This is a genomic window from Sphingomonas lycopersici (assembly GCF_026130605.1).
In the GTDB taxonomy this organism is placed as follows: Bacteria; Pseudomonadota; Alphaproteobacteria; order Sphingomonadales; family Sphingomonadaceae; genus Sphingomonas; species Sphingomonas lycopersici.
This window is the reverse complement of sequence record NZ_JANFAU010000001.1, coordinates 160,833-174,887: the sequence shown is the minus strand read 5'-3', so window position 1 is coordinate 174,887 and position 14,055 is coordinate 160,833. Positions and strand designations below refer to the sequence as shown.

The following is a 14,055-nucleotide window of genomic DNA, read 5'->3' as shown; positions in this document are numbered from 1 at the left end:
TCGGTAGAGATCTTTTCGGTTCGGCCGTTACCTTGCCGTGCATGATCCGGCGGCGCGAATCCGGCGTGCTTGGCAGGCGACTCGGGCGCGTCAAAACTCTCCGCCGGTGTGCAGCGGGTCGACGGCGGTTTCCACGGTTGCCGCCGCGCCTTCGCTCTCGGTGATCATCTTGAAGAAAGCGCGCGCTGCCGGCGATGCGGCGCCGCGGCTGCGGATCAGCACGAAATCCGCGCTGGGCAGCGCGGGAAGGCCATAGTCGCCGTCCAGGACCCGCATCCCCGGCCCGACGTCGTTGCGCGTCAATACCGCGACCGCGAGACCCGATCGAACCGCGAGGCGCAGCCCCTGCTCGCTCGGCGAGGTGAAGGCGATATGCCAGTCGAGCGCGGTGGCCTCGAGCGCGGCGACGCCGACCAGCCGGTTGACGCAATTGGGGGGATGGAAGGCGAGCGGCAGCGACGCGCCGGCCGGCAGCGCGAAGCTATCCGCCGCCACCCAGACGAAATCCGCCGGGCGCAGTTTGACGCCGCCATTCTCGCCGCCGGCGGTGGAAAGGACCACCGCGAGATCGAGCTCGTCGGCGGCGATCATCGTGCTGAGATCGAGATAGGTGCTGACATGAACGTCGAGCCGGACCGCCGGAAAGGCACAGGAGAAGCGGCAGAGCAGCCCCGGCAGACGCTCGCCCATGAATGCCTCGGGGGTGCCGAAACGGACCACACCGGTGAGCGGCGAGGGGCGAAAACGTTGCGCGAGCGCGTCGAGGCTGGTGAGGATCTGCCGGGCGTGGTGGAGGAAATCCTCGCCGTCGCGGGTAAGGGTGAGGCTGCGCGTCGTCCGCCGGATGAGCGGCCGACCTACCTGTTCCTCGAGCCGCCTTATCTGATGGCTGACCGCCGATTGGGTGAGATTGAGCCGCCGCGCGGCGCGGGTGAAACCGCCCGTCTCGCTGACGGCGACGAAGGCGCGCAGGAGCGGCGGGTCGATATCCATGAGCGGTAATTATCAGACGTCATGAATGATAGAAAATAAAATCATTTCTATCATCATCGAACGCTCTCCAGATAGCGGGTCAGCCGTGGCCGGTCGCGCCCCGGATATTTGGAAAGGCCCCGCCCATGACCCGCTCTCCCGCCGGCAAGAACGCGCTGGCGCTGCTCGCCGTCTGTCTCGGCGCGTTGATGTTCGGCCTCGAGATCACCAGCGTCCCGGTGATCCTGCCGACACTGGAACGTGCGCTCGGCGGCGACTTTCAGGACATGCAATGGGTGATGAACGCCTATACGCTCGCCTGCACCACCGTGTTGATGGCGACGGGAACGCTGGCCGACCGCTTCGGGCGCAAGCGCGTCTTCGTCATCAGCGTCACCGCGTTCGGCGCAACCTCCGCGCTGTGCGGCTTCGCGCCGAGCATGGAGGTGCTCATCGTCGGCCGGTTCCTCCAGGGTCTTGCCGGCGGGGCGATGCTGATCTGTTCGATCGCATTGCTCTCGCACGCGTTCCAGGATGCGCGCGATCGCAGCCGCGCCTTTGCCGTGTGGGGGATCGTATCGGGGGTCGGGCTGGGGTTCGGCCCGCTGGTCGGCAGCGCGATCATCGCGCTGGCAGGGTGGAAATGGATCTTCCTCGTCCACCTTCCGCTCGCCGTGCTGACGCTGGCGATCGCGGTCAGGACGGTGGCCGAGTCGCGCGACCCGGCGGCGCGGCATCTCGACGTCGCAGGGATCGCCACATTGTCGCTGTCGGTGTTCGGGCTGGTCTATGTCATCACCCGGGGGCCGGCGTTGGGGCTGCCCGGCGCCGCGGCGGTGGCGGTCGCGACGCTCGCCTGCTTCGCCGCCTTCCTGTTCGCCGAGCAGCGCCAGCCCCACCCGATGTTCGACTTCACCGTCTTCCGCAATCGCGCTTTCTCGGGCGCGATCCTCGGCTGCATCGCGATGAACGTGAGCTACTGGCCGTTCATGATCTACCTGCCGATCTATCTGCAGATCGGTCTCGGCTACGATCCGCTGAGCACCGGCCTGTGCCTGCTCGCCTATACGTTGCCCGCGCTGATCTTTCCGCCCTTGGGCGAGCGGATGTCGCTGCGCTACGGCGCGGGGGTCGTTATCCCCCTTGGCTTGTCGACGATCGGGCTCGGCTTCGTCGCGATGAAGCTGGGGAGCGCCGCGGCGCAGCCGGGCTGGCCGACGATGCTCCCGGGGCTGCTGCTCGCGGGGATCGGTCTCGGTCTCACCAACACCCCCGTAACCAACACGACGACCGCATCGGTTTCCGCGAGCCGCGCGGGGATGGCGTCGGGCATCGACATGAGCGCGCGACTGATCACGCTGGCGATAAATATCGCGGTCATGGGCGCGCTGCTTGTCGCGCGGATCGCCGCGGCGTTGCAGCAGGCAGCGACGGAGTCGATCGATGCGGGCCAGTTGCGCGCGCTGGCGGAGAGCCTCGCCGCGGGTCACGCCGCGCCGAACGGCGAAGGCGTCGCGGGGATGGGAGGCCTGCCGGACATCGTGGTCCGGCATAGTCTTGCCGACGGTTTCGGCGCGGTGATGCTCTACGGCGGCATCGGCGCCTGGATCCTGGCCGGGCTGAGCTTCATGCTCTTCCGAACGGCGCCGGCGCTTCGCGCGCGACAGGAGGCCGCGGCCGATTGCGGAGCGGGCTGAGCCGGGTGATCGACCCGGCGGTAAACTGCATCCTCACGTCATTCCTTTGTTCCCCGGGGCAAGTGCTGCAGGAGCGCCTTGTCGATCCGCGCCGCGACGCCGACGCTTCTCCCGGCGAGATTGGGGACAGAGAATTTGACGCCGCTGCCCAGCACCTGCGCGGCATCGGACAGGCTGAGCCCATAATCCTGCTGGAGCCATTGGACGAGGCCGGTGCTGGCCGCCTTGAGCGCTTCGTCCAACGACCCGGCCTGGCCGAGAACGATGATCTCGGTCGGCGATTCGACCCGCGGCATCGGGATCGATCGCTTCTTGATCAGTTCGACCCTGAACTCGACCGCCATCGAGGTTTCCAGCGCATATTGGGAGGTTTCCCCATCGCCCTGCAGCGCATGGGCATCGCCGAGATACAGCAGCGCGCCGGGCTGCTGGACGGGGAGATAGACGATATTGCCGGCGACCACCTCGGGAAAATCCATATTGCCGCCGGCGCGCCCGGTATCCCCGGTCGAAAGCGGCGGCGACCCGAAGCCGCTCGCGAGACCGACGCCGCCGAGCATCGGCCGGAGCGGGACGCGATAATCCTTCAGCGCATCGCTCGGCCGGTCGGGCGTGGCATAGCCCGCGGCGCGATCGAGCCGCCATCTTATCGTCCGGCCGAGCTTGCCCGCGCCGGCGGCGAGGCTCGGGCCGACCGCGCGGTTGACGATCGTATCCAGGCTTTCGGCCCAGTCGCGGTCGAGGGTCAGACGGACGATATGGATCGCGAGCGTATCGCCGGGCTGTGCCCCGGCAACGAAGAACGGGCCGGTCTGCGGGTTGCCGAACAAGGCGCGCGTCACGCCGGCCGCATCGATCCCGCCCGAATCGATCGTCGTCGTTCGCACGGTGTCGCCGGGCCAGATCGTGAGCACGGGCGCTCGTTCCGCGGAAAAACTGTTGGAGAAGCTGGTCGGCGCGTAATCCACGACTCGCGGCGCGCCCGGCGGGCGATCGGGGACGCGGCGCGCGGTGAATGCATAGGTCAGCCGCCGGTCAGGAAAATTGTGATCGGGATAATCGGCCCGGCCGCGGAGCCGATCGCCGTCGAGCCGCGCGACGAACCGATAGACCGAGCCGCTCGCGCCGGTCACTGCATAGTCGAGCGCGCCCTTGCGGAAGGTCCCCGTCACTGGGTCGCCGTCCGAATCGCCGGAGACGAGCGCGTCGACGACCTTCAGGTTGAGCGTCGAATATTCGGGATTGCCCGATCGGTCGGTGGTGACGATCCACTGGCCGTCGAGGTCGGGCGCTGCGACCGCGCTGCCGCTCGCGAAAAAGGCGACGATGCCGAGAAGGAACCAACGCATCGAACCCACCTTTCTTCGATTACGCGTGTAGTCTGTAATCGAGGAATGCGCGGCGTCAAAGGGGAACGTTGCGGAAAGCCATACGGCGCGACCCGGTGTGGGGCAGAGGCGCCAACGACGCGCGAGCGCGCAAAAATTTTTCGGTGATCCTCTTGAAAGTTAAGGGTGAAATTCCAGCTTTGGGCCGCCGGATGCGAAACTTTCGGTCCGGCAGGACCTGAGGGCACCGGCTCTCTTCTCCGGTGCGCCTCGTGCTCAAATTGCTCGTTGGAGGATTTGGATATGAGGACGAATTTCGACTTTACCCCTTATCGCCGGTCGACGATCGGCTTCGACCGGCTGTTCGATCTGCTCGAGAGCAGCGTTCGCGGCGAAACGCCCGCTTACCCGCCGTTCGATATCGAGCGGGAAAGCGAGGATCGCTATCGCATCACCCTCGCACTCGCCGGCTTCGCGCGCGACGAGATCGAGATCGTCGCGCAGAACAACCTGCTGACCGTTTCCGGCCGCAAAGGCGATGACAAGGGCGGCGACGCCGCCGGCAAGCGCTATCTCCACCGCGGGATTCCGGCGGGCGCTTTCGAGCGCACCTTCCAGCTCGCCGACTTTGTCGTCGTCGAAGATGCGCGGTTCGACAATGGCTTGCTGTCGATCTCGCTCAAGCGCGAGATTCCCGAGGCGATGAAGCCGCGGAAGATCGCGGTCGGCAGCGGTGCCGAAAATGGCGCGGCGAACGACGGCGTCAAGCGGCTGGGGAGCGAGAGCCACGCGGCCTGAGCGACTGGCCCGCCCCGCACCTTCCGGTCGGGCGGGCCGTTGTTCGGGCACAGTTTGATGTTTCACGGAAAAAAAGAGGGATTTGATGACGTGGGGACCGACGATCCCGCGCGCGATTGTCGAATGCATCGCGCATGCGCGCGCGCCGAGCACGGAGGAATTGCGCGCGGTGGCCGAGCATATTCGCTGCGATCTGGTCGGGCGGCATGCGCGGCACGAGGAAGGGGCGCGGCTGAAGAGCTTTCGTGCCGCGCAGGCGGCGCTGATCGGTTGCGGCTGAGCTATCGGAGGGCGTGATAGGCGCCGACGATCTCGGTCAGTGCCGACAACCCCAGCGTCATCGGATCGCGCGCCCCCGCGATAAGGCCGACCGGGCCATGGATGCGGGCGATAGCGGTCTCGGCCAGGCCGTGCGCCGCCAACGCCGCGCGACGGGCCGCGTGCGTGGCGCGGCTGCCCATCGCGCCGATCCAGAAAGCGGGGGTTTCGAGCGCCTGGCCGATCAGCGCCGGCTCCCAATCGTGATCATGGAACAGGAACAGGAAGGCGGTCCAAGGATCGCCTTCCAGCGTCGGAGGGTCGGCGGCGGACAGCAGATGTACCGCCATCGTCCCCTCGGCGAGGCCCGCCGCGACGATCGCGTCGTCGGGCGAGTAAAGCACGACCTCCGCGCCGAACGTGCGCGCCAGTTTCAGCGAGGTCAGCATTTCCGGACCGTGCCCGAGCAGGACGAGCCGAAGCGTCGGGTCATGGCGGACCGTGAACACACCGTCGTTCCACCCGGTCGCCGTCGCGCCCGGGTCATGCGACAGCGCGAGATGCCCCGCCGGGTCGAGCCGCAGCGCGACCGGCTGGCGCGTATCGAGGCGGTCGATCGCCTGCGCCAGGACATCCCCGGCCGGATCGACGAGGAACGACACGTCCATGCCCCCGCCGCACGGCAGGCGGATATCGATATAGCGCGATCCCTCGCCGAACCGGACGCTGCGCGAGGCGCCCTCGTCGAGCGCCGCGAGTGCTTCCGCAATGATCGCCTGCTCGACGCAGCCGCTCGAGAACGAGCCCGCGCTTTCGCCACCCTCGAGCACCGCCATATGCGCCCCGATCGCGCGGGCGCCGGGTTTGGTCAGCGCGGTGATCGTCGCCAATACGCCCCTGTGCCCCGCGTGCCCGGCGTCGTGGAGCAGGTGGAAGATCTCGGACACCGTTGCCGCGGGCCTGCTGACCGGAACGCGCTTCGTTGGATCGTCGGGCAGATCCGCGAAGCGGGGAGCGGCGCTCGCGCCGATTGCCGGCCTGCGCGCATTCTCCGGCGCCCGGCCGCGTCGCGGGGAAAGCGGACGCGGCGCAACGCGGCGCTCCGTCATGCCACGCTCGACGCCAGCAGGTCCTCGATCTTCACCGGCAGATCGCGGACGCGGACCCCGGTGGCGTGATAGACGGCGTTGGTGATCGCCGCCGCCACGCCGGCGAGACCGATCTCGCCGATCCCGCGCACCCCCATCTCGTTGAGGTGGGTGTCGGGATAGTCGAGGAAGATCACTTCCATCGGCGGCGTATCGGCATGCGTCGCCATGATGTAATCGGCGAGGTTGCTGTTGATCGGCATGCCGTGGCGGTGGTCGTAATGCGTCTCCTCGAACAGCGCCATGCCGATCCCCATCGTCACCGCCCCCTCGATCTGGTTGCGCGCGGTGAGCGGGTTGACGATGCGCCCGCCGTCGATGACGCTGACCGTCCGGTTGATCCGCAAGCGCGCGATTTCCGGCTGCCACGCGACTTCGACGAAATGCGCGCCGAACGAGTGCGTCGACACGGTCGGGTTCTTGTTCCGGAACGTGCCTTCGGATTTGCCCCGCCCCTCGACATGGCCGAGCCGCGCCGATGCGAGCACCTCCTCGAACCGCCGTCCTTCGCCGGGCGGCTGGTCCGTGCGGTGGACGCGCCCTTCGTGGAAGGCGAGCCGGTCGACCGGCAGGTTGGCGAAATGGCTGTCGCTCTCGCGCGCCGCCGCGATGAGGTTGCGGATCGCTTCGCGCGTTGCCTGGGCCACCGCCGGCACCAGCGAGGCGGTCGCCATCGATCCGCCCGAGATCGGCCCGGGCGGGAGGCTGCTGTCGCCAATCACCACCTTGATCTTGCCGACATCCACCCCGGCGAGCTCCGCCGCCATCTGGGCGAGCACGGTATAGGTGCCGGTGCCGATATCCTGCGTACCGCTGGCCACCCTGAGCGTGCCGTCGTCGTTGAACATCACGCTGACCTGCGCCTCCCAGCGCGCCGCCATCCAGGTGCACGCCGCCATGCCCCAGCCGAGGACCGCGCCATTTTCGCGCATCGAGCCGACCGCCGGGGTGCGCCGCGACCAGCCGAATGTCTCCGCGCCGGTGGCGAGGCATTCGTTGAGGTGCCGCGAGGAAAAGGGGATGTTCTTGCTCTCGTCGATCGCGGGCTCGTTGCGCAGCCGCAGCGCGACCGGATCCATCTTCAGCGCGACGGCGAGTTCGTCGATCGCCGATTCGAGCGCGTAAAGCCCGGGGACCGCGCCCGGCCCGCGCATCGACGTCGGCACCCCGACATTGCGCGTGGCAAAGGCTTCGGAAACGCTGAGGTTGGGCGTCGAATACATGAAGCCGCTCGATTCCCCGCAATTCTCCGCATAGCTCGACAATGGCGCGCGCGAATAAGCGTAATCGTGGCGCAGCGAGACGAGCTTGCCCTCGGCGGTGGCGCCCAGCCGCACGCGTTGCCGGGTATGCGGCCGATGCCCGGCGGATTCGAACGTCATCTGCCGCGTCATCACCAGTTTGACGGGCTGGCGCAGATCGCGCGCCGCCGCCGCCGCTAGCAGCGATTGCGGCCACGGCCACAGCTTGCCGCCGAACCCGGTGCCGAGATATTCGGTGACGACGCGGACATTCTCCTTCGGTACGCCCAGCATCTGCGCCAGCACGTCGCGGAAGTTCCCGACCGCCTGGGTCGTCTCGTAGAGCGTGAAATGCGAGCCGTCGAAGGTCGCGACGCTGGCGTGGAGCTCGATCGAGCTGTGCGTCTCGATCGGCGTGTTATAGACGTGATCGATCTTCACCGCGGCGGCATCGAACGCCGCGTTGGGGTCCCCGCGCCGGCTCTTCACCTTGGGCGTTTCCTCGGGCGAAAGCGCGGTCGAGACATCGAATGCCGCCGCGCGATAGCTGGTCTTGACGCGATGCGCGGCCGCGGTTGCCTGTTCGAACGTGTCCGCCACCACCAGCGCGACATATTGCCCGTAATAGCGGATCGTATCGTCCTCGAACGGCGGCCGTCGCTCGTCGATAATCCCCCCGCCAGACGCGGGGACGCGGTAGAATTTGCCGATCGTGTCGCGGGTATAGATTTTGCGCACCCCGGGCATCGCCCCCGCCGCCTTGGCGTCGATCGCTGCGATCGTGCCGCTGGCGATCGTGGCGCAGACCGGCACGGCGTAGAGCATGTCGGGGAAATGGAAGTCGGCGGTGTAGCGTGCTCCGCCGCTCACCTTGAGCGGCCCGTCCACCCGAACGGTTTCGCGGCCGACGGCGGTGCGGGAGGGGGAGGCGGCGGCTGGCTCAGGCGACATATCCGGGTTTCTCCTCAGGCCGCGACGGTGGTGAGCGCATTGATCAGGCAGCGTTTCGCCAGTTCGACCTTGAAGCCGTTCTGGCTTTGCGGTTTCGCATCCCGCAGCGCCGCCGCCGCTGCCGCCGCGAAGGTCGCCGGCGTCGCGGGTTTGCCGAGCAGCACCCGCTCGGCCTCCGGCGAACGCCACGGCCGCGTCGCGACCCCGCCGAGCGCGACACGCGCGTGGCGGATCGCACCCTTGTCGGTGGCGAGGACGACCGCCGCCGAGGCCAGCGCGAACTCATAGGACGCCCGGTCGCGCAATTTCAGATAATGCGAGCGCGCGCCATCCTGCGGCGGCGGCAGGATCACATGGGTGATGAGATCGCCCGGCATCATTACGGTCTCGCGGTCCGGCGTATCGCCCGGCAGCAGGAAGAAGTCGCCGATCGGAACCTGGCGCTCGCCGCCGATGCCGCGGATCACGACCGCCGCCTCGAGCGCGGTCAGCGCGACATTCATGTCCGAGGGGTTGCTGGCGATGCACTGCTCGCTCGTGCCAAGCACCGCCATCGTGCGGTTGAAGCCGTCGATCGCCGAACAGCCGCTGCCCGGCCGGCGCTTGTTGCACGGCGTATCGGTGTCGCGGAAATAGACGCAGCGGGTGCGCTGCAGCAGGTTGCCGCCGGTGGTCGCCATATTGCGCAACTGGCCCGACGCGCCCGACAGCAGCGCTTGCGACAGCACCGGATAGCCTTGCTTCACATCGGCATGGTTGGCGAGATCGGCGTTGCGGACCAGCGCGCCGATCCTCAACCCGCCGCCGGGCATGCGCTCGATGTGCGCCAGCGGCAGATGATTGATATCGATCACGCGCGACGGACGCTCGACATCGAGCTTCATCAGATCGAGCAATGTGGTGCCGCCGGCGACGAAGCGCACTTCCGCGCCCTGCTGCGCGGTGGAGGCCGCCGCCGCGGCCTTGATCGCGTCGGCGGGCGATGCGGCGCGGGCGTAAGTGAAGAGTTCCACGAGCCGCTCCCTTCAGCCGTGCCGGACCTGGCGGATCGCCGCCAGGATATTCTGATAAGCGCCGCAGCGGCAGATATTGCCGCTCATCGCCTCCCTGATGTCGGCGTCGTCCGACCCCCAGGGCTCCTTCATCATCGCGACCGCGGACATGATCTGGCCCGAGGTGCAATAACCGCATTGATAGCCGTCATGCTCCACAAAGGCCTGTTGCATCGGATGAAGGCGATCGGGATCGCCCAGCCCTTCGATCGTGGTGACTTCGGCGCCCTCGGCCATTACCGCCAGCTTGAGACATGAATTCACGCGCCGCCCGTCGACATGGACGGTGCATGCCCCGCATTGGCCGTGATCGCAGCCCTTCTTGGTGCCGGTGAGATGGAGATGCTCGCGCAACGCGTCGAGCAAGGTGGTGCGCGGATCGAGCGACAGCCGATGCTCCTTGCCGTTTACGCTGAGCGAGAGATCCATCAATGTCGGCATCGATTCCGGTCCTTCCTTGGCCGGTGCGGCGGCGGCCGGCGTCATCGGAAAGGAACCGCCGGCCAGCGCCCCCGTTCCGGCGGCAGCGACGGTCAGCATATCCCGTCGGGTGAATTCGTTGCTGGTCATTGGCGAGACTCTCCTCTCGTTTCGCGCGCGGCGAAACGGCGGACGGGGCGGGAAGAAGCCTCATTATAAGCCGCCCGGCTGCGCCCGATTACCCGGGGCCTGTTTCATAAGGCGTTGAGAAAAACTCAACAATCGGGCGTGGAGCGTCCGCTTAGCGGGCGAGCGTGCGAATCGGATCGACCGGCTGGCCGCCGATCCGCACTTCATAATGCAGATGCGGCCCGGTCGACAGGCCGGTCGAGCCGACATAGCCGATCACGTCGCCGCGCTGGACATGCTGCCCGGCGACGACGTTGCTGCGCGACATATGGCCGTAGCGCGTCTCGACCCCGCCGCCGTGGTTGATCACGACAAGGTCGCCATAACCGCCATACCACCCCTGCGCGCTGACCACGCCGGGCGAGGTGGCGACGATCGGCGAGCCGGTCGCCGCGGCGAGATCGATGCCGAGATGCGCGCGCCGCTCGTTGAGCAGGGGATGGAAGCGCGCGCCGAACCCGCTGGTCAGCGCGCGCGCCGCGACCGGCATCCCGGCGGGCATCGCGACCGGCCCCGACGCGGCGAATTTGCCGGACAGGGCGGCGGGCGGTGGTTTGGGGCGGAACAGCGCGACCGGCGTCCCCGCGAGATCGACCGCGCGGCCGATATGGACCGCGGTGGTCGCATCCTGCGCGTGCGCGACACCGGGCCCGGCGAGCAGCAGCCACGGGCCGGCGGCGGTCGATGCGATCGCCCTTTTCCTTTTCGCGGGTTCCATGCCGGTGCCCCTCCCCCAAGCGGCGATTAGATGACCGGGTAACAGGCCGATGCGGTCAGCGTGATCGGGATCTGACCGATCCCGGTGAAGACGTTATAACTGCCCGTCGCGCTGACCTTGTTGCCGCAGCTCGGTTGCGTGGCGACGAAGGTCAGCCCCGTTACCCCGCCGACTGGATAGAGCGACTTGGCATAGGTATCGATATTGGCGGCATAGCAAGACCCGGTCGTATCGACCGACAGGCAGCGCGCGGCGCGCTCGGTGGCGTAATGCAGCCGGACGACTGCCGACAGCGCAAGCGCCATGTTGATTGTGCCGAAGGTCAGCAGCAGGAACAACGGCACGACCAGCGCGAATTCCGCCGCGGCGGTCCCCGCCTGGTGCCGGGCGAAGGTGCGGAGCGCGGTCATTGCAGCCTGATCCAGGCAGTCGACTGGATCGTCGACGAGAGATAGGAGGCGACCGAAAAGCCTGGGAAGGTCGCATGATAGGTAAAGGTCGTCGGCACGCCGATATAGCTGCCCGGGCGGCTGGTGCTGCCGCTGACGGTGGCGGCGCAGGTCGCGGGCGGCGTGGCGGGCGGGGTGGCGACCAGCACCAGCGTCCCGCCGGTATTGGCGCAATAATAGCTTTCGGTCGGGCTGCCGACCACGGTGACGGCGGTGCCGAGCGTGGTCTGCTGCGCGGCGCTCTTCATCTGGTTGAGATAGGTCGTCCCGCAATTCGCCGGGGCGGGATTGGTGCAGAGCGAGCGGACGATCCCCGCGGCCTGCTGCGCCGCGAGATCGACCTGCATCTTGCTGTACATATAGGTCGCGAGATCGACGACGTTCATCGTGACGAAGCCGACGATCGGAAAGATCATCGCCATTTCCGCCGCCGCCGACGCGCGCGTGTCGATGCCGAACCGCGCGAGCCAGCCGGGATGCCGTCGCGTGCTCATTGCACCAGCTTTTCGCGGGTCACGCCGCCGCCGCTCGGCGGGACGAGGCCGGCGGTGGCGCATTGCGTGTTGTTGGCGAAGATGCTGCCGGTGCCGTTGACCAGGACCGTATAGGCGACGAGCACGAAGCAGGCCGCGCCATTGGCCGATTTGTTGACCGCGCCGCTGAACGTGACGTTTGCCTTTGGGAGGTAGACCAGCCCGGTGATGTCCCAGGTCGGCTTGTTGCCGGCATAAGTGAGATCGAGCGCGGATTGCGGCGGGCTCATCCTGGGATCCTGATAGATCGCCACGCCCGACCAGTTGCCGCTGTTCGGCGCCTGGATATTCAGCGTGCCCGACGAGTTGCCGTTGACGCTGTCGGTCGGCGCCCGCACGGTGCTCGCCGAATTGTCGCCCGAAAAGACCAAGGTTCCGCTGGTTGCGGTCACAGTATTGCCGTGGAGATCGAGTGTGCCGTTGTAAATCGTCAGCGTGCCCGAGCCGCTGAGCGTGACATTGCCCGACAATGTTACCGGGCCGCATCGCGTCGCGGGGAGGGTGACCGTCCCGGACATCGTGGTGGCATTATAGACGCCGTTGCAAGGATTGGCCGGAATGTTCTTGGCGTAATTGCCATAAGCGTCGGCGGGGATGTTGGCCCCCGAAATCTGCTGCTTGCCGCAGCCGCTGTCGGTGCCGGCGGCGATGCCGTAATCGGCGCCAAGATCATGGCCGTTGCAGGTCGCGCCGCCGTGCGAGATGATGCTGCAGCCGGCAAGATCGGGCTTGGGGCCACCGTTGCTCGTGAAGGAATTGGTGCCGGTCGACAAGGTGCCGATGCACCCGGTGGTCGAGCCGCCCCCCGCCGCGCCCCCGGTCGCGATGGTGGCGATCGCGCTGGCGACGATCGACCGCGCGAAGCCACCGTTCTTGTCGCCGCGAAAGCCGACCAGCGCGGAAAGCGCCAGCGGCACCTGTGAGGTCAGCGTCGCCGAATAGCATATCGATCCCGTCGCCACCCCTGATGGGCAGGTGACGTTGGCCGCCGCGGTGACGGTGACATTGTTCTGCCCGTCGACGAAGCCGAACTTCTGCGCGGCGGCGCGCGCCTCGGCGAGATAGGTGCTGCCGGTGCTCCCGGCATTGGCGTTGGTGGCGGCGGCGAGCGCGGCGGAATCCGCCGCATTCTGCATCGCGCGCTGGAAATAATACCATTGCCCGATCTCGGTGACCGTCGCGGTCGCGCCTGCTATTGGGATGATCATCAGCGCCATCAGCGGGCTGATCGCGCCGCGCTGATCGCGGAAACGGGAAAAGCCGATCGTGCCGAGACGATATGCAAGCCGGTGCAGCATGTTCCTACCCCAACAGAACAGCGGCCCTTGCCCGTGTGCCATTCCTGTCGCGTCGCGCAGGCGGCGTGCTTTCGTTCGGGCTTGGTCCGCGGGAGCGACCCCGGCGGACTAACTGTAAAAATTCGCCTTTAGCGGTGAATTGTCAATATAGCGGAAACCATCGACGGTTTCCCATATCGGTACAAGGCGCGGAACGCGGCGCGCGATCAGGCGCGTGCGCGGCGACGGAAAGTGACGTTCACCCGCTCCGACACGATCAGATAGGGCAGCCACACCGCGACGCTGATCAGCACCTTTTGCAGATTGCCCGCGAGCAGCGTCGACATCGCGGCGGCGACATTGCCGGGCAGATCGGGCGCCGCGCCGATCGCGCGCGCCATCGCGCATTGCATCATGATGTCGAACAGCCAGGCGAACAGCAGCATCCGCGGGAACAGCGGCACCGCGCGCAATGCCAGCACGAAGCAGACCATGTAGAAAAAATTCATCGCGATGACGTCCAGCGTCATCATCGTCAGGATGGTCTGCGCCCAGACCGGCGCGTCGCCGCCGAGCGCGGGCACCGCGACGAAGAATTCCAGGCTGCGCACCGGCACGTTGAGCAGCAGCCCGAGCAGCAGCGAGGCCATGAATCCGCCCGGCCCGAACCACGGGTTCTCGCGTGCCGACAATTCGTCCAACGGCCGCCATGTACCGTATCGGCACAATCGGATCGCGGGTTGCGCGGTCAATGTGCCGCGCGGGAAGCTCCCCGCGGCGAGTCGGTAGCCCGCGATCGGTGCCAGTGCGACCAGCAGATAGGGCAGCGAGAGGGCTGCCGCATGAAGCACGTCGCGGGGCGGATTCGGGGCATCAGCGATCTTGAAGAATGCGATCGCGACGGTCACCCCGATCCACCCCAGGATGAGTCGCTCCATCCGCAGATCAAAGAAGTTTATCAAAGACTTGCTTCGATCCCGCAGCCGCGCCGCAGCGCCGCGCCACGCCGCCGCCAGACCGCCGG

Annotated in this window: 14 protein-coding genes; 3 read left to right on the top strand and 11 right to left on the bottom strand. The window is 67.2% G+C overall.

Annotated elements, in window-relative coordinates; all coding sequences use genetic code 11:
* Window positions 1-90 precede the first annotated feature (90 nt).
* Window positions 91-993 (bottom strand): LysR family transcriptional regulator, encoded by a 903-nt coding sequence (locus NED98_RS00705; protein WP_265311462.1) that lies wholly within the window; start codon window positions 991-993, stop codon window positions 91-93.
* A 125-nt stretch (window positions 994-1,118) separates the two neighbouring features.
* Between NED98_RS00705 and NED98_RS00700 the strand changes: the two genes are divergently transcribed.
* Entirely contained in the window at window positions 1,119-2,669 is a 1,551-nt protein-coding gene (locus NED98_RS00700; protein ID WP_265311461.1) for an MFS transporter, read from the top strand.
* Between the two features lie 38 nt (window positions 2,670-2,707).
* Here the strand turns inward: NED98_RS00700 and NED98_RS00695 are convergent, their stop codons facing one another.
* Window positions 2,708-4,018 carry an acetamidase/formamidase family protein gene (locus NED98_RS00695; RefSeq protein ID WP_265311460.1) on the bottom strand — a complete coding sequence of 437 codons (1,311 nt, stop codon included), beginning with the start codon at window positions 4,016-4,018 and terminating at the stop codon, window positions 2,708-2,710.
* A gap of 282 nt (window positions 4,019-4,300) precedes the next feature.
* Here NED98_RS00695 and NED98_RS00690 point away from each other — a divergent pair, with 282 nt between their 5' ends.
* A complete protein-coding gene (locus NED98_RS00690) occupies window positions 4,301-4,795 on the top strand; it encodes an Hsp20 family protein (RefSeq protein WP_265311459.1) in 495 nt (164 codons plus the stop codon).
* A gap of 85 nt (window positions 4,796-4,880) precedes the next feature.
* Entirely contained in the window at window positions 4,881-5,075 is a 195-nt protein-coding gene (locus tag NED98_RS00685) for a hypothetical protein (RefSeq protein ID WP_265311458.1), read from the top strand.
* A 1-nt stretch (window position 5,076) separates the two neighbouring features.
* On the opposite strand, the gene NED98_RS00680 is transcribed toward NED98_RS00685, so the two are convergent.
* From NED98_RS00680 to NED98_RS00640, 9 genes are all read right to left on the bottom strand, one after another.
* Complete coding sequence (locus NED98_RS00680) at window positions 5,077-6,000, bottom strand: XdhC family protein (protein WP_265311457.1); 924 nt, start codon at window positions 5,998-6,000, stop codon at window positions 5,077-5,079.
* Between the two features lie 158 nt (window positions 6,001-6,158).
* Entirely contained in the window at window positions 6,159-8,393 is a 2,235-nt protein-coding gene (locus tag NED98_RS00675; RefSeq protein ID WP_265311456.1) for a xanthine dehydrogenase family protein molybdopterin-binding subunit, read from the bottom strand.
* Between the two features lie 14 nt (window positions 8,394-8,407).
* On the bottom strand, window positions 8,408-9,406 hold the full coding sequence (locus NED98_RS00670) for an FAD binding domain-containing protein (protein WP_265311455.1): 999 nt from the start codon (window positions 9,404-9,406) through the stop codon (window positions 8,408-8,410).
* A gap of 12 nt (window positions 9,407-9,418) precedes the next feature.
* Window positions 9,419-10,015: a (2Fe-2S)-binding protein gene (locus NED98_RS00665; RefSeq protein WP_265311454.1), complete on the bottom strand. Its 597-nt coding sequence runs from the start codon at window positions 10,013-10,015 to the stop codon at window positions 9,419-9,421.
* A gap of 151 nt (window positions 10,016-10,166) precedes the next feature.
* Window positions 10,167-10,772 carry a M23 family metallopeptidase gene (locus NED98_RS00660; RefSeq protein WP_265311453.1) on the bottom strand — a complete coding sequence of 202 codons (606 nt, stop codon included), beginning with the start codon at window positions 10,770-10,772 and terminating at the stop codon, window positions 10,167-10,169.
* Window positions 10,773-10,798: 26 nt separating this feature from the next.
* Entirely contained in the window at window positions 10,799-11,182 is a 384-nt protein-coding gene (locus NED98_RS00655) for a TadE/TadG family type IV pilus assembly protein (protein ID WP_265311452.1), read from the bottom strand.
* Entirely contained in the window at window positions 11,179-11,715 is a 537-nt protein-coding gene (locus tag NED98_RS00650) for a TadE/TadG family type IV pilus assembly protein (RefSeq protein WP_265311451.1), read from the bottom strand. Before NED98_RS00650 ends, NED98_RS00655 begins: the two co-directional genes overlap by 4 nt.
* Window positions 11,712-13,052 (bottom strand): pilus assembly protein TadG-related protein, encoded by a 1,341-nt coding sequence (locus NED98_RS00645; protein ID WP_265311450.1) that lies wholly within the window; start codon window positions 13,050-13,052, stop codon window positions 11,712-11,714. Before NED98_RS00645 ends, NED98_RS00650 begins: the two co-directional genes overlap by 4 nt.
* 206 nt (window positions 13,053-13,258) lie before the next feature.
* A complete protein-coding gene (locus NED98_RS00640; RefSeq protein ID WP_265311449.1) occupies window positions 13,259-13,969 on the bottom strand; it encodes a DUF2569 domain-containing protein in 711 nt (236 codons plus the stop codon).
* Between the last annotated feature and the right edge of the window lie 86 nt (window positions 13,970-14,055).